Genomic DNA, 20,019 nt, shown 5'->3' with positions numbered 1-20,019 from the left:
CTCCCTCGGGAGCCGGATTGCCAGTGAGGGCCCTCAAACGGTCTTGGCAATACGGCTGGCCAGCAAGGCCCAGCCAAACAGCAGGGTGCAGAGCACCACCAGCGGCCAGGAGCGCCATTGCAGATACGGCGTCAGGTTGTGCATGGGCACGACTTCGCCGTACAGAATGCCGCGCTCGAACTGGGGAATCTGCACCGTGATCCTGCCGAACGGATCGATCAGCCCGGTGACGCCGTTGTTGGTCGCGCGAATCATCCAGCGCCCGGCTTCCAGGGCGCGCATCTGCGCCATCTGCAAGTGTTGCAGGGGGCCGATGGAAGTGCCGAACCAGGTGTCATTGCTGATGGTCAGTAGCAGGTCGCTACGGGCCGAAAGGCTGGCGGCGAATTCGGGGTAGACCACTTCGTAGCAGATGAACGGCGCTATCTGATAGCCCTTGGCCTGCAGCAGCGGCTGGTCGGCCGGGCCGCGGGCGAAGTCCGACATCGGCAGGTTGAAGAAGTCGATCAGGCCGCGCAGCACTTCCTGCAGGGGCACGTACTCGCCAAAAGGCACCAGCTTCTGCTTGAGGTAGGTGCCGTCCCCTTCGCCGGTCACGGTGATGCCGTTGAAGTAGCGTTTTTCATGGCGTACCAGTTGGCGCACCGGAACGCCGGTAATCAGCGCGGAATGACGGTCGGCGGCAAAGTTGCCCATCATCGTCAGGTAGCCTTCGGCCGACTCCTTGAGCACCGGTACTGCGGTTTCCGGCCAGACCAGCAGGTCTACGCGCTTGCTGCGAAAACTCATGTCGCGATACAGCGCCAGCTGGGCGTTGAGCTCGGCCGGGTCCCACTTCATGCTCTGTTCGATATTGCCCTGGATGGCGGCGACCGATAGCGGCTCTCCGGCCGGGCTGGTCCAGGCATGGCCTTTCAGGGCCAGGCCCACGACCCAGGGGGCTGCCAACAGGAGCACGCCCGCAACGATGAAGGCTTTGCGCCCGGCCTTGATCAGTCGCGGCAGGTTGTAGAGCAGCGCTGCGGTGAGGGCCAGGGAGAAGGAGATCAGCCAGATGCCGCCCAGCGGCGCAAGCCCGGCCAGTGGGCCGTCAAGCTGGCTGTAGCCGGAATACAGCCAGGGAAAACCGGTGAGGAACCAGCCGCGAAAGGCTTCCTGGCCCAGCCACAGGGCCGCGAATGCCAGGGCGTCCGCCAGCGGCGCTTCATTGCGTCGCAACCAGCGGGCCCAGAGCCAGGCAGGCAGTGCGAAAAACCAGGCGATGGCGGCGATGAAGGCCAGCATCAGCAGGCCGGCAAGCAGGGCCGAGGCGCCTCCATAGGTGTGAATGCTGACGTAGATCCAGCTGGTGCCGGCCCCGAACAGGCCGAAGCCGAAGCACCAGCCGCGGCCCAGGGCCTGGCGCGGTGTCAGCTCGCGCAGCCCGGCATAGAACAGGCCGACTGCTAGCAGCGCCAGAGGCCAGATGTTGTAGGGGGCCAGGGCCAGGGTGGTGATGGCGCCGGCGATCACGGCCAGCAGGTTGCCGGGCCAGCCGGGGCGGGTTGAGCGCTGCAAGAGGCGTTTCATCAGCTCTTTCCTGTGTCGTACCGGGCGAGGCACGAGGAGAATGGTTGGGTTGTTTCAGATGAGCGTCGAGTCACGCAGCGCTGCTCGGCCGATGCGTCCCCGCACTGTATCGCCTGAGGCCGGGCAAGTGGCCTCAAGACGATATCGCGGTGCGGGGGAGGGCAGATGACCCGTTTCCTCAGCGGGAAATGGGGGTCAGGCGCAGCAGATGAATCCGCCGGCTGTCGGCGTTGAGCACGCGGAAGCGATAGGCGCCGATTTCAGTGATTTCGTTGCGTTTTGGCAAGTGGCCGAACGCACTCATGACCAGGCCGCCTACGGTGTCGAATTCGTCGTCGGAAAAGTCGCTGTCGAAAAACTCGTTGAAGTTCTCGATGGGCGTCAGCGCCTTGATCAGGAAGTCGCCGCTGGGCAGTGGCTTGATGTAGCTGTCTTCCTCGACGTCATGCTCGTCCTCGATGTCGCCGACGATCTGTTCCAGCACGTCTTCGATGGTCACCAGGCCCGCCACGCCGCCGTACTCGTCGATGACGATGGCCATGTGATTGTGGTTGGCGCGGAACTCGCGCAACAGCACGTTCAGGCGCTTGGACTCGGGGACGAAGGTCGCCGGGCGCAGCAGGTCCTTGATGTTGAAGCTGTCACCGTTCTCCTTGAGGATCAGCGGCAGCAGGTCCTTGGCCAGCAGGACGCCCATCACGTCGTCATGGCTTTCGCCGATCACCGGGTAGCGCGAGTGCGCCGAATCGATGACTGCGGGCAGGAACTCCCGAGGGGTCTGGGTCGCCTTGATGCTGATCATTTGCGAGCGCGGAACCATGATGTCCCGGACTTGCAGGTCAGCGACCTGGATGGCGCCTTCGACGATGGCCAGCGCTTCGCTGTCCAGCAACTTGTTCTGATGGGCTTCGCGCAGCAGCTCCAGCAGCTCCTGGCGGTTTTTCGGCTCATGGGCAAAAGCCTGGGTCAGTTTGCCCAGCCATGACTTTTGCCCGTTGCTCGATCGATCTTCGCTCATAGCGATTGCTCTGAATCCTTGGTTGTTACAGGGGGTTGTTGATCAGCTTTCGTCGTCTGCATAAGGGTCCGGATGACCCAGTTCTGCAAGCAACGTTCGTTCCAGCGCTTCCATTTCTTCGGCTTCGTCGTCATCTATATGGTCGTAGCCCAACAGATGCAAGCAGCCGTGAATCACCAGATGGGCCCAGTGGGCCTGAAGTTCCTTGCCTTGTTCAGCCGCTTCGCGCTCGACCACCGCAATGCAGATCACCAGGTCCCCCAGCAATGGGATATCCAGCAGCTCATCCGGTACATCGGCAGGAAATGACAGCACATTGGTGGCGTAATCCTTATGACGCCAGGTGTGGTTCAGCTCACGCCCTTCTGCTTCGTCCACCAGGCGGATGGTCAGTTCCGAATCGGCGGTGCGCTGGCGCAGGGCCAGCTCGCACCACTGGCGGAACTGTTCATCGCTGGGGGCCGGCTGTTGGCTGGCGCGCTGCAGGTCAAGCTCAAGCATCGTGGCGGTTGCCTCGGTCTGCGGCAGCCTTGGCGGCCTCGTCGGCAGCGTGCAGTTCGAAGCGCTCGTAGGCTTCGACGATGCGTTGCACCAGCGGATGGCGCACCACGTCCTTGGGCATGAAGTGAGTGAAGCTGATACCAGGCACATCCTTGAGTACGTTGATCACATGGGCCAGGCCGGACTTGGTGCCCTTGGGCAGGTCGACCTGGGTGATGTCGCCGGTGATCACCGCAGTGGAGCCGAAACCGATCCGTGTCAGGAACATCTTCATCTGTTCCACCGTGGTGTTCTGGCTCTCATCGAGGATGATGAAGCTGTTGTTCAAGGTGCGGCCGCGCATGTAGGCCAGGGGCGCGATCTCGATGACCTGGCGTTCGATGAGCTTGGCCACGTGTTCGAAGCCGAGCATTTCATACAGGGCGTCGTACAGCGGGCGCAGGTAGGGGTCGATCTTCTGGGCCAGGTCGCCGGGCAGGAAACCGAGCTTTTCGCCGGCTTCTACCGCCGGGCGCACCAGCAGGATGCGTCGCACCTGCTCGCGTTCCAGGGCGTCCACGGCGCAGGCCACGGCCAGGTAGGTCTTGCCGGTACCGGCCGGGCCAATGCCGAAGTTGATGTCGTTGCCGAGGATCTCTTTGACGTAGCGCTGCTGATTCAGGCCGCGGGGGCGAATCATGCCTTTCTTGGTGCGCAGGGCCACGGCGGCATCGGCTACCGAAGGGTTGTCCAGCTCTTGCACGGCAGACTCCTGCAAGAACAGGTGGACCAGGTCCGGCGACAGCTCGGTGCCCTTGGTTTCCCGGTAGAGACGGCGCAGAAGGTTTTCCGCGGAGGTGGTTTGCTTGGGTTCGCCGATCAGTTCGAACTGATTGCCGCGGTTGCGGATCTCGATCGTCAGGCGCTGTTCGATCAAGCGCAGATGCTCGTCGAATTGCCCGCACAGATTGGCGAAGCGGCGAGCCTCGAAGGGCTCGAGGATGAAACGATGAGGTTCTATGGGTGCGTTCAAGGTCGTTTTTAGCCGCCCAACGGCAATTAAGATGAATTCAAGGATAACGCCAGCAGCCTGGGTGCGAAAGCTCTTATGCGGAGCAAGGGCTGCTGGGGCTTTTCCCTGCCAGGTTATTGCAGCAGGGAGCCGCGCAGCGAGTGAGGCTGCGCCGAGTCGATGTACACGTCGGCGAACTGGCCGATCAGTGTGGGATTGTCACAGCGGAAGTTGACGATGCGGTTGTTCTCGGTCCGTCCCTGCAGTTCGCCCGGGTCTTTCTTCGAGTAGTCGGTCACCAGGATGCGCTGGGTAGAGCCGACCATTTGTCGGCTGATTTCAAAACCTTGCTGGTTGAGGCGGTGCTGCAAGGCGTTGAGCCGTTCCTTTTTCACCGCCTCCGGTGTTTCGTCGGCCAGGTCGGCGGCCGGTGTTCCCGGCCGTTGGCTGTAGACGAAGGAGTAGGAGAAGTCGAAACCGACGTCTTCGATCAGTTTCATGGTCTGCTGGAAATCCTTCTCCGTCTCGCCTGGGAAGCCGACGATAAAGTCCGAACTGATGCAGATTCCCGGAACAGCCGCCCTGAGCTTGCGCAGCTTGGACTTGTACTCCAGGGCGGTGTGATTGCGCTTCATGGCCGCGAGGATCCGGTCCGAGCCGGATTGCACCGGCAGGTGCAGGTGCTTCACCAGTTCTGGTACTTCGGCATGCGCCTGGATCAGGCTGTCGGAGAACTCCAGCGGATGTGAGGTGGTGTAGCGGATTCGCTCGATGCCATCGATCGCGGCAACCACACGAATCAATTCGGCCAGGTCGGCCATGCGCCCGTCGTGGGTTTGGCCGCGATAGCCGTTGACGTTCTGGCCCAGCAGGGTCACCTCGCGGACGCCGTTTTCCGCCAGGTGGATGATCTCGGCGATCACATCGTCGAAGGGCCGGCTGACTTCTTCGCCGCGGGTGTAGGGCACGACGCAGAAGGTGCAGTACTTGCTGCAGCCTTCCATCACCGAGACATAGGCGCTGGGGCCATCGATCCGGGGCTCGGGCAGGTGGTCGAACTTTTCGATTTCCGGGAACGAGACGTCGACCTGCGGCAATTTGGTGATGCGCGCGACGTCGATCATTTCCGGCAGGCGGTGCAGGGTCTGCGGGCCGAAGACCACGTCCACATAGGGTGCGCGGTCGCGGATGGCCGCGCCTTCCTGGCTGGCCACGCAACCGCCTACGGCGATCACCATGTCCGGATTGGCCAGCTTGAGCTCACGCCAGCGCCCGAGCTGGGAGTACACCCGGTCCTGGGCGCGTTCGCGAATGGAGCAGGTGTTGAGCAGGATGACGTCCGCATCTTCGGCGCGTGCGGTGACTTCCAGGGCCTGATGTTCGCCCAGCAGGTCCACCATGCGCGAGCTGTCGTACTCGTTCATCTGGCAACCGTGGGTTTCGATGTAAAGCTTCTTGGCCATGGACGGGATCATCACGTGATTCAAAGAACCGCGCATTATAGGGGCCATGCCCACAGGTTCCTAGGGTTGTGCATCGGGTAGCTATGCTATAGTTCGCGCCCTATTTTTGTCCCCCGATGTGTTACCCGCCCGCCATGACCAAACGTGAAGCTCCAATCTACAAGGTGATTTTCCTCAACCAGGGCCAGGTGTTCGAAATGTACGCCAAGCAGATCTATCAGAGTGATCTGTGGGGTTTCCTGGAAGTGGAAGAGTTCGTCTTTGGCGAGCGCACGCAAGTGGTCGTTGACCCGAGCGAGGAGAAGCTCAAGGCCCAGTTCGAAGGTGTAGTGCGCAGCTTTGTGCCGATGCATTCGATCGTGCGCATCGATGAAGTCGAGCGCCTGGGTACGCCGAAGATCAGCGAGGCCCGCGGGGTGAGCAATGTCATGCCGTTCCCGATGCCGATGCCGGAAAAGTAAGCCTGGCCGATGCCGTCTTTCCGGGAGGGCGGTTGTCTGTGTGGAAGCCGGCTCACCGGCGACTGAGGCGCAAATGCCTACGGCAGGGGCGAGAAGGGTGAACGCCCATCGGCGCTCTGCAGTTCCATCAGGTATTTGCGGAAAATCTGTCCCAGTACCTGGGTCGCAACTTCCAGTTCGTCGCGCTGCATGTGCTCGGCGACTTCGTCGGCGGTGTCCAGGGCGTCTTCGGCGCCATTGACCGCAGCCATCTTCAGCACGATGTAAGCCTGCACGTTATTGGCCGGCACGCCTTCACCGTGGAAGAACATGGTGCCCAGCTTGAATTGCGCCTGGGCATGGCCTTGCAAGGAGGCCTTTTCGAAGTAGCTCAGGGCTTGATTGAAATCTTGCGGCGCACCTTTGCCCTCGTAGTAGAACTCGCCCAACTCGTATTGCGCCTCGGCATCCCCCTCGTCGGCGGCCTTCTGGCAGGCGGTGAGGGCCTCGGCCTGGTCCTGAGCCTGGGGATCGAGGGTGCAGCGACCCAGCGCCGGGATCAACAACGAGTTGCCACCTGCTTGTGCATGCGCGAGCAGGGGCTGAAGGAGCAACAGGCAGCCCAGTGTCAGGGCGCGGCCGGTGCGGTTCATGGGAATCGACTTACCTCTGAGGGGCGCGGGGCCCAGCGTGGGGCCCAATAAGCGCGCATTATGAAATAAGCAGGGCCCACCTTACAAAGTCTTTACTCGTTTTTCTGCTGCGTGGGCGCTATATCCCAAGGATTCATCAGCATTTCCAGGTTTCACTGCAGAAAATTCAAGTAAAGACTACAACGGGCGTGATGTTTCACACGCCCGCCGTCCAGCGCTTACTTCAGGGCGGCGAATGCCCGCTCTGCCGCATCCAGCGTCAGCTGCAACTCGGCCTCGCCGTGGGCGATGGAGGTGAAGCCCGCTTCGAAGGCACTCGGCGCCAGGTACACGCCGCCTTCCAGCATCAGGTGGAAGAAGCGCTTGAACAGGTTGGCGTCGCTGGCCATCACATCGTCGAAGGTGACGATGTCATCGGCACCGCTGAAGTACAGGCCGAACATGCCGCCAGCCTGGGTGGTGACGAACGGAATGCCTGCTGCATCGGCGCGTTGTTGCAGGCCTTCGAGCAGACGGCTGGTGTAGTCGCTCAGTTCGGCGTGGAAGCCCGGGCGGCTGATCAGACGCAGAGTGGTCAGGCCAGCGGCCATGGCCAGCGGGTTGCCGGACAGGGTGCCGGCCTGGTAGACCGGGCCCAGGGGCGCGATGTGCTCCATGATCTTGCGCTTGCCGCCGAAGCAGCCTACCGGCATGCCGCCGCCGATGATCTTGCCGAAGGTCGACAGGTCGGGTGTCACGCCGTAATGGGCCTGAGCGCCACCGAGGGCAACACGGAAACCGGTCATCACTTCGTCGAAGATCAGCACTACGCCGTGCTGATCGCAGAGGCGACGCAGGCCTTCGAGGAAACCCGGTGCCGGGGGTACGCAGTTCATGTTGCCGGCCACTGGTTCAACGATGATGCAGGCCACTTCCTGGCCTACTTCGGCGAGCATTTTTTCCACCGCCGCAATGTCGTTGAAGGGCAGGGTCAGGGTGTGCTTGGCGAAAGCCGCGGGCACACCGGCGGAGCTCGGCACGCCTTGGGTCAGGGCGCCGGAGCCAGCCTTCACCAGCAGGCTGTCGGAGTGGCCGTGGTAGCAGCCTTCGAACTTGATGATGCTGTCCCGGCCGGTGAAGCCACGGGCCAGGCGAATGGCACTCATGGTGGCTTCGGTGCCCGAACTGACCATGCGCACCATTTCCATGGACGGCACGATGGAGCACACCAGGTCGGCCATTTCGGTTTCCATGGCGGTCGGTGCGCCGTAGGACAGGCCGTGTTCCAGTTGCTTGCGCACGGCGTCCAGGACATCAGGGTGGCTGTGGCCAAGAATCATCGGGCCCCAGGAGCCAACGTAGTCGACATAGCGCTTGTCGTCTTCGTCGGTGACGTAGGCACCTTCTGCGTGTTTGAAGAACAGCGGGGTGCCGCCCACGCTCTTGAAGGCGCGGACAGGCGAATTGACGCCACCCGGGATGTGTTTCTGGGCGTTGGCAAACAGGGTTTCGGAACGAGACATGATCGGGCTCTCAAAAATCAGCTGTTGAATAGGGCGTTGAAGGCGCGGGCGCGGCGAGTCACTTCCTCGGCGCTCTCGGCGCCGAACAGGCCGTGGACCACCGCCAGCAGGTCGGCGCCGTGGTTCACCAATGGTGCGGCGTTGTCCAGGGTGATGCCGCCGATCACGCAGATCGGCAGGTGCAGGCTGGCCCGGGCCTGGTCCAGCAGCTCCAGGCTGGCCGCAGGCGCGCCGGGCTTGGTGGTGGAATTGAAGAAACGGCCGAAGGCGACATAGCTGGCGCCTTCCTTGGCAGCTTGCTCGGCCAGTGGCAACTGGCTGTGGCAGGTGGCACCGATGATCGCCTGGCGGCCCAGCAAGGCTCGGGCCGGGGTCAATGGGCCGTCAGTCTGGCCCAGGTGCACGCCGGCACCGATACGCGCCGCCAGCTCGGCATCATCGTTGATGATCAAACGGGTCTTGTAGCGCTCGCACAAGGCCAGCAGGGTTTCGGCTTCCCGCAGTCGGCGGGCCTGGTCGTCGCTTTTGTCGCGGTACTGCAACAGCGTGACACCGCCTTCCAGCGCCGCCTCCACGTACTTCAGAAACTTGCCGGCCAACAGTTGGCTGTCGGTGATGGCGTACAGACCACGTAGTTTCATTGAGCAGGCCTCATGACATTACGAGCAGAAATCCAGCGGCAAGCGGCGCGGAACGAACTGGCCACGGCCAAGCTGTTCGGCATCGCGCAGGGTGCGCCAGGTGTAATCCAGGGCGGACTTCACCGCACTGGCCAGGTGTTCACCTTGGGCCAGGCGGCCGGCCAGTGCGCTGGCCAGGGTGCAGCCGGAGCCGTGGTAGCTGCCCGGCAAGCGCTGGCAGGTATAGGTTTTGCGCAGGCCGTCACGGCTGTACAGGCGATTGTGGACTTCGTGTTCATCGCCGTGGCCGCCGGTGATCAGCAAATGCTTGACGAAGGGCAGGAGTTTTTCGGCGCATTGGTCGGCGCTGCCTTCAGGCAGTTCCGCGAGAATTCGGGCTTCGGGAAGGTTGGGGGTGGCAATGGTTGCCAGGGGCAGGAGGCGCTCGCGCATGGCGTAGCCGACCTCATCCTTGCCCAGCCGGCCACCGCCGCCGGCGCGCAACACCGGATCGCAGACCACTGGCAGGTGCGGGTGGGCCTGGAGCAGCTCGACCACGGTGTCGACCATCTCCAGGGAACCGAGCATGCCCAGCTTGACCGCCGCTACCGTGGAGTCGTTGAGCACGGCATTGGCCTGGGCCAATACCCACTCGCGATCCAGGACGCGGAAGTCGCTGACATTGACTGTGTCCTGCACGGTCAACGCGGTGACAGCCGGAGCGGCATGACAACCCTGAGCCAGCAGGGCTTCGATATCTGCCTGCAGGCCGGCGCCACCACTGGGGTCGTGGCCGGAGAGACAGAGGACAACGGGGCGAGAGCTGTAGATATTCATGGGCGGCGAGCTTACCACCAAACGTTTTTTTTCGCGGCGCTCGACATATAAGAGAGGGGCGATCTGGCGCCGGCCAGCCCACTTGACCGAAGCAACAGCTCTAGCCCGCTGGGTTGCGCTGAAAGCCCCGTTCTAGAGCCCTTAGACTAAAACTTACAATGGTGTTCAATGGCCATCAGCGGCTATGCTAGAGTGGATTCAAATCAATAACAGGTCATGCCGGTTCTACGTCTGCTCAAGGGAAATGGGGGACTTCCTGACACCACCGGACAAGCCACGCTGGGGCTTTATGCACTATTTGCTGATGTTGCTGTTGAGCTTGCCGATGCTGGCTGGCGCCGTCGAGTTCGACGAGTTCACTCAACGCCTGCCCTTGGGCCGAGTGATGCAAGTACTCGAAGACGCGGGGGGTGAGGCGACCATTGCCGATGTCAGCTCGGGGCCTCTGGCTGAACAATTCAGACCCCACGATAAAGACACCCTCAACGCCGGTTATTCGCGCTCGGCGTTCTGGCTGAAGATCGACCTCGACTATCGCCCCGCCAACCCGAGCGCACAACGCAGCTGGTTGCTGGAGTTGGCCTATCCGCCTCTGGACCACCTTGAACTGTACGTCCCTGACGAGTCTGGTGGTTATCGCCTGGCGGGTCGTACCGGGGATGCCTTGCCCTTCGACAGTCGAGAGATTCGCCAGAACAATTACCTGTTCAACCTGAATTTTTCTCCCCACGAGCACAAGACCGTCTACCTGCGGCTGGCCAGCGAAGGCTCGATCCAGGCGCCGGTGAGCCTGTGGTCCAGCAGTGCTTACCTGGAAGCCCAGCCGGTGCGGTTGTATGTGCTCGGGCTGATTTACGGCGTGCTGCTGGGGATGCTGGTGTACAACCTGTTCATCTACCTCAGCGTGCGGGACACCAGCTACCTCTACTACATCGTCTATATCGCTTCCTTCGGTCTCTATCAGCTGTCGGTCAACGGCGCCGCAGTGGAGTACTTCTGGCCCGACAGCCCCTGGTGGGCCAATGCCGCGACACCGTTCTTCATCGGTTCGGCAGGTTTGTTCGGCAGCCAGTTCGCCCGCAGCTTCCTGCAGACTTCCCGCCACAGCCCCTGGGTCGACCGCGTACTACTGGCCTTGATGGCCTTTGGCGCGTTGGTCATGGCGCTTTCACTGATGACCAGTTATGCCCTGGCATTGCGCCTGGCCACCACCCTGGCCCTGGTGTTCACCGTGGTGATCTACGTGGCCGGGATTGTCGCCTGGTGTCGAGGCCTGCGCGTGGCACGCTATTTCATCATCGCCTGGTCGGCCTTTTTGTTTGGAGGGGTGATCAACACCTTGATGGTGCTGGGTTACCTGCCGAATGTGTTCCTGACCATGTACGCCAGCCAGATCGGCTCGGCGATCGAAGTGGCGTTGCTGTCCCTGGCCCTGGCCGATCGCATCAATGCCATGCGTGAGCAACAGGCCCAGACACTGCTCGAAGCCGGGCAGAAGCTTGAAGTGTTGAACCAGCAACTGGCCCACAGCAACCGGCTCAAGGACGAATTCCTGGCCACCCTGACCCATGAGCTGCGGACCCCGATGAACGGCGTCATCGGCTCCCTGGAACTGATGCAGACCCTGGAACTGGATCCGGAGCTGGAGCAATACCAGCAGACAGCGGCCGGCTCGGCGCGGGACATGATGCGCATGGTCAACGGCATTCTGACCCTGACCGAGCTGCAGGCCGGCAAGCTCAGCGCCCAGCGTCAGCCGTTCAGCCTGCGCTCCCTGCTGACGACACTGCAGACCCAATACGGCGCCAGTGCCGCCGCCAAGTCGCTGGCTTTCCAGATCGACTTGAGCGCCGGGCTGCCCGATCGCTTGCAGGGCGACCGCTGCAAACTCAGCCATTGTCTGGAGTGCCTGCTGGACAATGCCATCAAGTTCACCCCTTCGGGCAGCGTGGTGCTGCGGGTGCTCACGCGTTCCGTGTCGGCGCAGCGGGTCAGCCTGAGTTTCGAGGTGATCGACAGTGGTATTGGCTTCGTCAACCTGGATGAAGCGACCCTGTATCAGCGTTTCTTCCAGCTCGATGGTTCCATGACCCGTGAATATGGCGGGCTGGGTATCGGCCTGGCGATCTGTCGGCAGTTGGTGGAGTTGCTGGGCGGGCAATTGACCCACGAATCCACGCCAGGCCGGGGCAGTTGTTTCCGCCTGCTGGTGGAGTTCGACGCCCAGGAACCCGCCCCGCGCTCGCCGGCGGCAGTGGCGCGACGCTTGCCCCGGGACTGCACCGTGCTGCTGGTGGACGACAACGACGTCAATCAGTTGGTGGTCAGGGGCATGCTGCTCAAGCTGGGCTACCAGGTGCGCACCGCCGGTAGCCCTACTGATGCCCTGCAATTGCTCGGGCGTGAGCTGGTCAGTGCGGTGTTGATCGATGGCGAGATGTCCACGGCGCAACTGGGGGCGTTTCGCTTGCAGGCCCAGGCGCTGCCCGGCTACTCCCAATTGCCCATCCTGCTGGCCTGCGTGCCCGGCAAAGAGGGCTGCCCGGCGGGGGCTGGCTCCGACTATCTGGCTAAACCGGTGAAGTTCGAGGCCTTGCAAACGGCATTGTCGAGATATGTGCTCTCTGTGGAACAGGGCGAAAGCGCCGACATTTAGGCAGGTATGCCACTTTGTTCGGGGTGGGGGCGGTGCTTAACTGGGGTCTTGGCACACCCTGAAGGAGCCCCGCGATGAACCTCCACCAGTTCGCTGAAACCCACGAAGTCACCAACCAGCCGCCAGCTTTGGACGGCGCCAATCTCTATCGGATCGACCTGCCGCTGCAGCAATGGATGCGCCGTTTCGATGCCGGTTGGGCCGAGTCGCGGGTCGACGCCTATGGCGCCCTGGCCGGTGGTCCGTTGATGGAGGCGGGGTTCCTGGCCAATCAGAACAAACCGGTATTTTCCAGCCACGACCGCTTTGGCCACCGGATCGATCTGGTGGAGTTTCATCCCGCCTATCACCAATTGATGCAGGCGGCGATCGAAGCCGGCCTGACCTCACTGCCCTGGACCGATCCGCAAGCGGGGGCCCACGTTGCCCGCGCCTCCATGACCTATCTGCACAGCCAGGCCGAGGCCGGCAGCGGATGCCCGCTGACCATGACCTTCGCCTGTGTACCGGCCTTGAAGCTGCAACCGGATATCGCCGACCAGTGGCTGCCCAAGATCCTTGCCACCCGGTACGACCCGCGCAATGTCGGCATGCAACACAAGGCCGGGCTGACCATCGGCATGGCCATGACCGAGAAACAGGGCGGCACCGATGTGCGTGCCAACACCACCCGGGCCTACCCGGTGGGGGCTGGCGGCCCCGGGCAGGCGTACGAGCTGGTGGGCCACAAATGGTTCTGTTCGGCGCCGATGTGCGATGCCTTCCTGACCCTGGCCCAGACCGACAAGGGCCTGACCTGCTTCCTCCTGCCCCGGCACCGTCCCGATGACACGCGCAACCAGTTCTATATCCAGCGCCTGAAGAACAAGCTCGGCAACCTTTCCAACGCTTCCAGCGAAGTGGAGTTCCGCGGTGCCCTGGCCTGGATGATCGGCGAGGAAGGCCGCGGCGTGCCGACCATTATCGAGATGGTGGCCATGACCCGTTTCGATTGCATGGTCGGCTCCAGCTCCCTGATGCGCCAGGCCCTGACCCAGGCCAGCCATCACTGTGCCCATCGCACCGTGGGCGGGCGGGTGCTCAGCGAGCAGCCCCTGATGCAGAACGTGCTGGCCGACCTGGCCCTGGAAAGCGAAGCGGCCCTGGCCCTGAGCATGCGCATGGGGCGGGCCCTGGATCATCTGGACGATGCCCAGGAGGCGAAGTTTTCCCGGCTGGTGACGGCGGTGGGCAAGTACTGGATCTGCAAGCGGGCCCCGGCGATGATCAACGAGGCGGCGGAGTGCATGGGCGGTGCCGGTTACGTCGAGGACAGCATCCTGCCACGGCTGTACCGCGAGGCGCCGGTGAACTCCACCTGGGAAGGCTCCGGCAACGTGCAATGCCTGGATGTGCTGCGAGCCTTGTCGAAGGAGCCGGGCGTGCTGGACGCCTTGTTCGCCGAATTGGGCGATGGCCATGGCGACAAGCGCCTGGCCGCCCATATCAACGGGCTGAAGGAGAGCTTCAAGGACACCGGCGACATTCAATACCGTGCTCGTCAACTCACCGAGGACATTGCCCTGGGCCTGCAGGCCAAGCTCTTGCTGGAAGCCGGCAACCAGGTGGTCAGCGACGCCTTTATCGCCAGCCGCCTGGGCGGCCAGGGCGGCCGGGTCTACGGCACCTTGCCGCGTGGCCTGGACGTGGCAGCCATTGTCGCCCGCTCCTCCCCTCAGGGCTTCTGACCCTCCCTGGCGCCGGCTTCCCGGCGCCTGCGGTGATTACGCTGTTCCCGTGGGACGGTCTTGCAGGCAAGATGAACGCCTGCAAGTTCAGAACACAGGATGCTTATCGTGACCGAAGCTTTTATTGTCGTTCAAACCGCCGAGCAAGCCGTGGATCGGCTTGCCGCCCTGCATGAGCGGGCCACCACGGCGCTGAGCCAGGCGCTCAAGCGTTATCTCAAGGACCGGGTCGAGCCGGATGCCGAGCAACGAGCACTGTTTCGCTACCCTGAGTTGCGCCTGACCTACCACTGCCACGGCGAAGTCCCACAGACCACAAGGGCCTATGCCAAGGTCCAGTTGCCGGGCACCTACAGTGTCACCGTGACCCATCCTGCAGCCTTCCGTAATTATCTGCTCGAACAATTGGTGCCGTTGATGCACGACTTCACCGTGACGGTGGAAGTGGGCGTCAGTGAGCAGAACATTCCTTATCCCTATGTCGTGGAGCAGGGCGACGAGCTGGCAGGTTCCGGCGTGACCGCTGCGGCGCTGGCGCGGGTGTTCCCGAGTACCGACCTGTCGGCCGCCACCGATGGCATCGCCGATGGCCTCTACGATTGGGAAAATACCCATCCGCTGCCCCTGGCGCTGTTCGATGCCGCGCGAGTGGATTTCTCCCTGCGGCGCCTGGTGCACTACACCGGTAGCGACTGGCGTCATGTGCAGCCGTGGATCCTGCTGACCAACTATCACCGCTATGTGGACCAGTTCATCGTTCATGGCCTGGAGCAGTTGCGCAGCGATCCGCGCTTTGTGCGCATGGTCCTGCCGGGCAACGTGATCATCGAGAAAAGCATGGATCACGGCGAGGCCTCGGCCATCGCCGCCGGTGTGGTCTGGCACCGCTACCAGATGCCGGCCTACCACTTGCAGGCCAGCGATGGCCACGGTGTGACCCTGGTGAATATCGGTGTCGGCCCGTCCAACGCCAAGAACATCACCGACCACCTGGCGGTGCTGCGTCCGCATTGCTGGCTGATGATCGGCCACTGCGGCGGCCTGCGGCAGTCCCAGACCATTGGCGACTACGTGCTGGCCCACGCTTATATGCGGCGCGACGGCATTCTCGACCGCGTGGTGCCGCCGAACATTCCGATTCCGGCCCTGGCCGAAGTCCAGCTGGCGTTGCAGCAGGCGGCGGCCAATGTCACCGGGGAAAAGGGCGAACAACTGAAGAAACGCCTGCGCACCGGCACCGTGCTGACTTACGACGACCGCAACTGGGAGTTGCGTTGGGCCGAAGAACGTCCGCTGATCAACCTGTCCCGGGCCGTGGCGGTGGACATGGAAAGCGGCACCATCGCCGCCCAGGGGTATCGCCTGCGGGTGCCGTACGGCACCTTGCTGTGTGTCTCGGACAAGCCATTGCACAGTGAAATCAAGTTGCCGGGCGCGGCCAACGCCTTTTATGAGCGTGCGGTCAGCCAGCATCTGAAGATCGGTATCGAAGCGGTGGACCTGATGCGCAGCGAGCTCAACTCCCTGCACTCGCGCAAACTGCGCAGCTTCGACGAGCCGCCTTTCCGCTAAGCGTTTAAGCCATGGTCATTTGGCGGTCAGGCCACTAGCATTGTCGGTCCTGATCGCTGAATGTTCCTGCTCCCATGTCCCGTCCGCCCCGTCCCGCTTCCCGCCGCCCTGGCGCCAAACCGTTTTCCTCCTCTCCCGCCAAGCGTGTGGCCAAGGCCGCGCCGGTCGAGCCGAAGCTGATCCTGTTCAACAAGCCTTTCGATGTGCTGACCCAGTTCAGCGATGGCGAGGGGCGGGCCACGCTCAAGGACTTCATTGCGGTTCCCGGGGTCTACCCGGCCGGGCGCCTGGATCGCGACAGTGAAGGGTTGCTGCTGTTGACCAATGACGGGCAGTTGCAGGCGCGCATCGCCGATCCCAAGCACAAGCTGGCCAAGACCTATTGGGTGCAGGTCGAGGGCGAGCCCAGTGCCGAGCAGTTGCAGCGCTTGCGCGAAGGTGTGCAGTTGAATGACGGCATGACCCTGCCGGCCGAGGCGCGCCAGCTCGAAGAACCGACGCTATGGCCGCGCAACCCGCCGGTGCGCTTTCGCAAGAGCGTGCCCACCAGTTGGCTGGAGTTGGTGATACGCGAGGGGCGCAACCGCCAGGTAAGGCGCATGACCGCTGCGGTGGGGCTACCGACCTTGCGCCTGGTGCGGGTCAGGATCGGCGACTGGACCCTGGACGGCCTGGAGCAGGGCCAGTGGAAAGAGGTGGCGGCGCGCTTATAAGGCGCCGGACTCGATCAGGCCGATCACCACGCTCTTGATGATGAATGCTGCAACGCCCAGGCCCAGCACGAAGAACAGGATGAACGAGCCGAAGCGCCCGGCCTTGGACTTCTTGGCCAGGTCCCAGACGATGAAACCCATGAAAATGATCAGGATGCTGACCAGGCCGGTCATCATCCACTCTTCGAATACTGCTGGGTCCATCACTCATCTCCAGTGCAGGCAGGGCAAAAAATGCCGGGCGAGTATACGCCAACGCCCGCGGCCCAAGCATTGATCTGCATGCGTTATGTCGCCACAGCGGGGGCCGGGATTCAGTTGCGCAAGTGGGTCAGCGGCAGTTCGGTGCTGTTGAGCACCTGATTGAGCACGAAGCTCGAACGCACGCTGGTCACGCCCTCGATACGGGTCAGATGGCCGAGCAGCAGCTTCTGGTAATGGTCCATGTCCGGTACCACCACCTTGAGCTGGTAGTCGGCATCGACCCCGGTCACCAGGCTGCACTCCAGCACCTGGGGCAGGCTGCGGATCGCGGCTTCGAAATTCTCGAAGCGTTCCGGCGTGTGCCGGTCCATGCCGATCAGGACATAGGCGGTCAGGCTCAGACCGAGCATCTTGCGGTCCAGCAGGGCGACCTGGCGGGAAATGTAGCCATCGTCCTCCAGCTGCTTGACCCGGCGCGAGCAGGGGGAGGGCGACAGGCCGATGCGCTCGGCCAGTTCCTGGTTGGAGATACGGGCGTCGCGTTGCAACTCCGCCAAAATGCTCAGGTCGTAGCGGTCGAGTTTGCTCATCAATCAGGCCTTTGTCGTAACTATTGCGTTGAATTATCTATCTTGAGTTAAAAATTGCGCAAGTGGTGTTTTTACAAGCAATCTTCGCAATCCTCTGTCTTCGCTGCGCGCCTATTCTTATCACCAGAATCACTGCCCGGACATAGAGTCCACTGCGGCCCGCCGAATCAGGCCTGCCGCGGCCGCCAATCCCACAGGGTTGAGCCGGCCCCCGGGCTACACACTGTCCAGAAGACGGAGTGAGGTGAGCCGGCGTCAAAAGCGCCGAGCACGGACAAAATCTCAAAGGGCGGCCGACGGGCCGCCCTTTTTTATTGCCTGCGAAATAAGTCTCGTGACTGATAACCTGATGCAGAACCGCCCAGGGCTTTTTCAGTCTTATGTACAGGCCCCCCCCTATCCGCAGTGAGGAATAGCATGAAGTCGCGCATCTGGCGTATGGCAGGTGTTGGTGTGTTGTGCCTGAGCGTCAACGCTCAGTTGCTCGCCGATGAGCGAGACGAGAATCGGCCGCCTGCGCAGCATGGCGCTCCCGGGGGCGAGCAGCGAGAGCATCAAGGCCAGGGCCGCCCGGAAAATGCCCCGCCGCGGCCCGCCAATGTTCCCAACCGTCCACCACCCAGTGCGCAGCCACAGCGGCCGCAGAATGAAATCATTCGCGGCGATAACAGCCGTCAGTTCGAGCACAACGGCCAGAACCCGGGAGGGCAGTGGCAGAACCGGCCTCAGCACGATCCCAATCAGCAGGTTCGCCCGGCCCCTGTGCCACAACCCCAGGTGCAGCAGCCAAACAACCTGCCGATCCAGGGCCGCCCCGACACCGTGCGCCAGACCCAGGAGCCACAGCGTGGCTACTATCAGGACATTCCCCGGCGCAACGACTACAACCAGCATTGGCAGGCTGGCGGCCCGGGCTCTCGGCCAGGTGGCGGCCATCCCAACGACTACCGCTGGCCGGGCCGCCCTGATGGCCATGGCAATGGCTGGGGCCCCGGGCCGCAGTACCGCCCCGGGTATGTGATCGACCGCTTCCCCGGGCGCAATGACCGGGTCGCCTATCGCGGCCAGGATTACTTTTTTTCCGGTGGTTACTGGTACCGCCCGCAAGGCCCGCGCTATGTGGTGGTGCGCCCGCCCTATGGCATTCGCGTGACGTACCTGCCCGACTATGCGCGGGAAGTCTGGATCGGCAGCGCGCTGTTCTTTCTGGCGGCAGGGGCTTACTACACCTACGAAGCCAACACCCAGCAGTACGTGGTGGTCGAGCCACCTGCCGGCGTGCCGGTTGCGGACCCGCAGCAGAGCGGCAATGGCTATGACGTGCTGGCCTACCCGGTCAACGGCCAGTCGCCGCAGCAGATCGACCAGGACCGTTACGACTGCTATCGCTGGGCGGTGCAGCAGAGCGGCTTCGATCCTGCGAGTGTGACCTATCAGCCGGCCCCGCAAGTGGTCCAGGCTTACCGCCAGGCCCAGGGCAACTGCTTGAGCTCACGGGGCTATCAGGTGACCTACTGAGCCCTGGCTGCCTCCACCACTTCCTGCGGGTCGGCGTGCACCAGCACTTCGGCCCGTGGATAGGCCTTCTGGATGGCATCGGCGGCCTGGTCGCTGATGCCATGGGCCACCGAAAGGGTCAGTTCCCCGGGTAATTCCAGGTGCAGTTGGACGAACCAGTGGCTGCCGGAAATCCGTGTGCGCAGGTCATGGGCCCCCAGTACTCCCGGCACACTGCACGCCAGCTCCAGCATGTGCTGGCTGACGTCCGGTGGCAGCTCCTGGTCCATCAGCACCGAGAAGCTCTCCCGGGCGATCTGGATCGCGCTCCAGAGAATGTAGACGGCAATCCCCAGGCCGAACCAGGCGTCCACCTGATGCAGGCCGAACGCCGCCAGCACCAGGGCCAGCAGGATGCTGCCGTTGAGCATCAGGTCGGAGCGGTAGTGCAGGGAGTCGGCGCGCACTGCATTGGAGCCGGTCGCCCGGATCACCCGGTGCTGCAGGAGCAGCAGGGCGATGGTCAGCGCCAGCGACAGGACGATCACCCCGATGCTCAGCCAGGGCGCGCCTACCGGTTCCGGATGTTGCAGGCGTTGCGCCGCCTGGAAGGCAATCAGAACTGCGCTGCCGGCGATGAACAATGCCTGGGCCATGCCCGCCAGGGACTCGGCCTTGCCGTGGCCATAGCGGTGGTCGTCGTCTGCCGGGCGCAGGGCGTAATGCACTGCCAGCAGGTTGAGCAGCGAGGTGAAACCGTCCAGCACCGAGTCGGTGAGCCCGGCGAGCATGCTCACCGAGCCGCTGAGCCACCAGGCGACAGCCTTGGTCACGATCAGTATGCCCGCCACGGTGACCGAGGCGCGGGTGGCCAGGCGCAGGAGGCGGGCGTGTTCCGAGTTGGCGGTCATCGACGGCGGGTTCCTGGGTAAAAGTGATCAGGCAGCAGGTTGCAGGCCGTACAGCGCCAGTTGCTGCACGCTGCCCTTGTGCTGGATCAGGCGTGGGTCATCCAGGGGGAAACTGCCCCCCAGTTCGCTTTCCAGGATGGCCTGCAGCTTGCGGTTGTCGACTTTACCGTCGGCGCCGATGGCCTGTTGCAGTTTTTCCGGCGCGATCTGCGCGGTCTTGCCCGGCTCCAGGTAGATGGCCCCGGTGGCGAAGTCGACGCCGAAGGCGATCAGCCCTGGGATCACGTAGAACAGCAGGCCAACGGCATCCAGCACAGCCACCAGGGGATCGATCTTGCCGTCGATCTGGCCGCGCCGGTCGGGGAAGAAGATCGAGCCGCAGGCGGTGAGTTGGGTCAGCAGGGTGGCCACCAGAACGCCGCCGATGACACGGTGGGAAATACGCATGGAAATCTCCTAGCAAGCACGAAAGCAACGAGGGATGAAGCGGGGTGTTGAGTCTTGTCGATCAGCACTCAGACCATGATTAACCCCAGGCAGTTCGCCGTTATACTC

19 protein-coding genes are annotated in these 20,019 nt (G+C 62.9%); 6 read left to right on the top strand and 13 right to left on the bottom strand.

Annotated features, from left to right (window positions below; all coding sequences use genetic code 11):
- Nucleotides 1–33 precede the first annotated feature (33 nt).
- The 5 genes from lnt to miaB form a co-directional block, all read right to left on the bottom strand.
- On the bottom strand, nucleotides 34–1,557 hold the full coding sequence (gene lnt / locus A9971_RS30835; protein ID WP_053160199.1) for an apolipoprotein N-acyltransferase: 1,524 nt from the start codon (nucleotides 1,555–1,557) through the stop codon (nucleotides 34–36).
- A 190-nt stretch (nucleotides 1,558–1,747) separates the two neighbouring features.
- Nucleotides 1,748–2,587, bottom strand: coding sequence for an HlyC/CorC family transporter (locus tag A9971_RS30830; RefSeq protein ID WP_011063653.1), 840 nt, complete (start codon nucleotides 2,585–2,587; stop codon nucleotides 1,748–1,750).
- A 42-nt stretch (nucleotides 2,588–2,629) separates the two neighbouring features.
- Nucleotides 2,630–3,088 carry an rRNA maturation RNase YbeY gene (gene ybeY, locus A9971_RS30825; protein WP_011063652.1) on the bottom strand — a complete coding sequence of 153 codons (459 nt, stop codon included), beginning with the start codon at nucleotides 3,086–3,088 and terminating at the stop codon, nucleotides 2,630–2,632.
- Nucleotides 3,081–4,100, bottom strand: coding sequence for a PhoH family protein (locus A9971_RS30820; protein ID WP_011063651.1), 1,020 nt, complete (start codon nucleotides 4,098–4,100; stop codon nucleotides 3,081–3,083). The genes ybeY and A9971_RS30820 overlap by 8 nt, the downstream gene beginning before the upstream one ends.
- Before the next feature lie 113 nt (nucleotides 4,101–4,213).
- Nucleotides 4,214–5,542 carry a tRNA (N6-isopentenyl adenosine(37)-C2)-methylthiotransferase MiaB gene (gene miaB / locus A9971_RS30815; protein ID WP_011063650.1) on the bottom strand — a complete coding sequence of 443 codons (1,329 nt, stop codon included), beginning with the start codon at nucleotides 5,540–5,542 and terminating at the stop codon, nucleotides 4,214–4,216.
- Nucleotides 5,543–5,676: 134 nt separating this feature from the next.
- On the opposite strand from miaB, the gene A9971_RS30810 reads away from it, so the two are divergent.
- Nucleotides 5,677–6,003, top strand: a complete 327-nt coding sequence (locus tag A9971_RS30810; RefSeq protein WP_007927079.1) for a DUF1820 family protein — start codon at nucleotides 5,677–5,679, stop codon at nucleotides 6,001–6,003.
- A 77-nt stretch (nucleotides 6,004–6,080) separates the two neighbouring features.
- Here the strand turns inward: A9971_RS30810 and A9971_RS30805 are convergent, their stop codons facing one another.
- The 4 genes from A9971_RS30805 to A9971_RS30790 form a co-directional block, all read right to left on the bottom strand.
- Nucleotides 6,081–6,635, bottom strand: coding sequence for a tetratricopeptide repeat protein (locus A9971_RS30805; RefSeq protein WP_011063648.1), 555 nt, complete (start codon nucleotides 6,633–6,635; stop codon nucleotides 6,081–6,083).
- 218 nt (nucleotides 6,636–6,853) lie between these two features.
- Nucleotides 6,854–8,137 carry a glutamate-1-semialdehyde 2,1-aminomutase gene (gene hemL / locus A9971_RS30800; protein ID WP_011063647.1) on the bottom strand — a complete coding sequence of 428 codons (1,284 nt, stop codon included), beginning with the start codon at nucleotides 8,135–8,137 and terminating at the stop codon, nucleotides 6,854–6,856.
- A 17-nt stretch (nucleotides 8,138–8,154) separates the two neighbouring features.
- Entirely contained in the window at nucleotides 8,155–8,778 is a 624-nt protein-coding gene (gene thiE, locus A9971_RS30795) for a thiamine phosphate synthase (protein WP_011063646.1), read from the bottom strand.
- A gap of 18 nt (nucleotides 8,779–8,796) precedes the next feature.
- Nucleotides 8,797–9,594: a hydroxymethylpyrimidine/phosphomethylpyrimidine kinase gene (locus A9971_RS30790; protein WP_015637156.1), complete on the bottom strand. Its 798-nt coding sequence runs from the start codon at nucleotides 9,592–9,594 to the stop codon at nucleotides 8,797–8,799.
- 289 nt (nucleotides 9,595–9,883) lie between these two features.
- Here A9971_RS30790 and A9971_RS30785 point away from each other — a divergent pair, with 289 nt between their 5' ends.
- The 4 genes from A9971_RS30785 (at nucleotide 9,884) to A9971_RS30770 (ending at nucleotide 16,262) form a co-directional block, all read left to right on the top strand.
- A complete protein-coding gene (locus tag A9971_RS30785; protein ID WP_183001077.1) occupies nucleotides 9,884–12,250 on the top strand; it encodes a hybrid sensor histidine kinase/response regulator in 2,367 nt (788 codons plus the stop codon).
- A 74-nt stretch (nucleotides 12,251–12,324) separates the two neighbouring features.
- Nucleotides 12,325–13,977: an acyl-CoA dehydrogenase family protein gene (locus tag A9971_RS30780; RefSeq protein WP_065363626.1), complete on the top strand. Its 1,653-nt coding sequence runs from the start codon at nucleotides 12,325–12,327 to the stop codon at nucleotides 13,975–13,977.
- 99 nt (nucleotides 13,978–14,076) lie between these two features.
- A complete protein-coding gene (gene amn, locus A9971_RS30775; protein ID WP_015637154.1) occupies nucleotides 14,077–15,549 on the top strand; it encodes an AMP nucleosidase in 1,473 nt (490 codons plus the stop codon).
- Nucleotides 15,550–15,695: 146 nt separating this feature from the next.
- Nucleotides 15,696–16,262, top strand: a complete 567-nt coding sequence (locus A9971_RS30770) for a pseudouridine synthase (protein WP_161466734.1) — start codon at nucleotides 15,696–15,698, stop codon at nucleotides 16,260–16,262.
- Here the strand turns inward: A9971_RS30770 and A9971_RS30765 are convergent.
- Both A9971_RS30765 and A9971_RS30760 read right to left on the bottom strand, forming a co-directional pair.
- Nucleotides 16,257–16,466 (bottom strand): DUF2788 domain-containing protein, encoded by a 210-nt coding sequence (locus A9971_RS30765; RefSeq protein WP_003228500.1) that lies wholly within the window; start codon nucleotides 16,464–16,466, stop codon nucleotides 16,257–16,259. The genes A9971_RS30770 and A9971_RS30765 overlap by 6 nt on opposite strands.
- A gap of 110 nt (nucleotides 16,467–16,576) precedes the next feature.
- Nucleotides 16,577–17,056 (bottom strand): Lrp/AsnC family transcriptional regulator, encoded by a 480-nt coding sequence (locus A9971_RS30760; protein ID WP_011063640.1) that lies wholly within the window; start codon nucleotides 17,054–17,056, stop codon nucleotides 16,577–16,579.
- A gap of 417 nt (nucleotides 17,057–17,473) precedes the next feature.
- On the opposite strand from A9971_RS30760, the gene A9971_RS30755 reads away from it, so the two are divergent.
- Nucleotides 17,474–18,574 carry a DUF6515 family protein gene (locus A9971_RS30755; protein ID WP_011063639.1) on the top strand — a complete coding sequence of 367 codons (1,101 nt, stop codon included), beginning with the start codon at nucleotides 17,474–17,476 and terminating at the stop codon, nucleotides 18,572–18,574.
- On the opposite strand, the gene A9971_RS30750 is transcribed toward A9971_RS30755, so the two are convergent.
- Nucleotides 18,568–19,464, bottom strand: coding sequence for a cation diffusion facilitator family transporter (locus A9971_RS30750; protein ID WP_077934836.1), 897 nt, complete (start codon nucleotides 19,462–19,464; stop codon nucleotides 18,568–18,570). The genes A9971_RS30755 and A9971_RS30750 overlap by 7 nt on opposite strands.
- Before the next feature lie 27 nt (nucleotides 19,465–19,491).
- Entirely contained in the window at nucleotides 19,492–19,911 is a 420-nt protein-coding gene (locus tag A9971_RS30745; RefSeq protein WP_011063637.1) for a hypothetical protein, read from the bottom strand.
- Nucleotides 19,912–20,019 lie beyond the last annotated feature (108 nt).

It is taken from the genome of Pseudomonas sp. UME65, from assembly GCF_014170225.1.
GTDB classification, from domain to species: Bacteria; Pseudomonadota; Gammaproteobacteria; order Pseudomonadales; family Pseudomonadaceae; genus Aquipseudomonas; species Aquipseudomonas protegens.
The sequence above is the reverse complement of the archived record's forward strand: the minus strand, read 5'-3'. Positions and strand labels throughout refer to the sequence as shown.

What these genes read in the sequence shown, in the direction of transcription:
- A9971_RS30830 (WP_011063653.1), bottom strand. Translation starts at nt 2,587, where the DNA reads ATGAGCGAAGATCGATCGAGCAACGGGCAAAAGTCATGGCTGGGCAAA.
- ybeY (WP_011063652.1), bottom strand. Translation starts at nt 3,088, where the DNA reads ATGCTTGAGCTTGACCTGCAGCGCGCCAGCCAACAGCCGGCCCCCAGC.
- miaB (WP_011063650.1), bottom strand. Translation starts at nt 5,542, where the DNA reads ATGGCCAAGAAGCTTTACATCGAAACCCACGGTTGCCAGATGAACGAG.
- A9971_RS30810 (WP_007927079.1), top strand. Translation starts at nt 5,677, where the DNA reads ATGACCAAACGTGAAGCTCCAATCTACAAGGTGATTTTCCTCAACCAG.
- A9971_RS30805 (WP_011063648.1), bottom strand. Translation starts at nt 6,635, where the DNA reads ATGAACCGCACCGGCCGCGCCCTGACACTGGGCTGCCTGTTGCTCCTT.
- hemL (WP_011063647.1), bottom strand. Translation starts at nt 8,137, where the DNA reads ATGTCTCGTTCCGAAACCCTGTTTGCCAACGCCCAGAAACACATCCCG.
- thiE (WP_011063646.1), bottom strand. Translation starts at nt 8,778, where the DNA reads ATGAAACTACGTGGTCTGTACGCCATCACCGACAGCCAACTGTTGGCC.
- A9971_RS30790 (WP_015637156.1), bottom strand. Translation starts at nt 9,594, where the DNA reads ATGAATATCTACAGCTCTCGCCCCGTTGTCCTCTGTCTCTCCGGCCAC.
- A9971_RS30785 (WP_183001077.1), top strand. Translation starts at nt 9,884, where the DNA reads ATGCACTATTTGCTGATGTTGCTGTTGAGCTTGCCGATGCTGGCTGGC.
- A9971_RS30780 (WP_065363626.1), top strand. Translation starts at nt 12,325, where the DNA reads ATGAACCTCCACCAGTTCGCTGAAACCCACGAAGTCACCAACCAGCCG.
- amn (WP_015637154.1), top strand. Translation starts at nt 14,077, where the DNA reads ATGCTTATCGTGACCGAAGCTTTTATTGTCGTTCAAACCGCCGAGCAA.
- A9971_RS30765 (WP_003228500.1), bottom strand. Translation starts at nt 16,466, where the DNA reads ATGGACCCAGCAGTATTCGAAGAGTGGATGATGACCGGCCTGGTCAGC.
- A9971_RS30760 (WP_011063640.1), bottom strand. Translation starts at nt 17,056, where the DNA reads ATGAGCAAACTCGACCGCTACGACCTGAGCATTTTGGCGGAGTTGCAA.
- A9971_RS30755 (WP_011063639.1), top strand. Translation starts at nt 17,474, where the DNA reads ATGAAGTCGCGCATCTGGCGTATGGCAGGTGTTGGTGTGTTGTGCCTG.
- A9971_RS30750 (WP_077934836.1), bottom strand. Translation starts at nt 19,464, where the DNA reads ATGACCGCCAACTCGGAACACGCCCGCCTCCTGCGCCTGGCCACCCGC.
- A9971_RS30745 (WP_011063637.1), bottom strand. Translation starts at nt 19,911, where the DNA reads ATGCGTATTTCCCACCGTGTCATCGGCGGCGTTCTGGTGGCCACCCTG.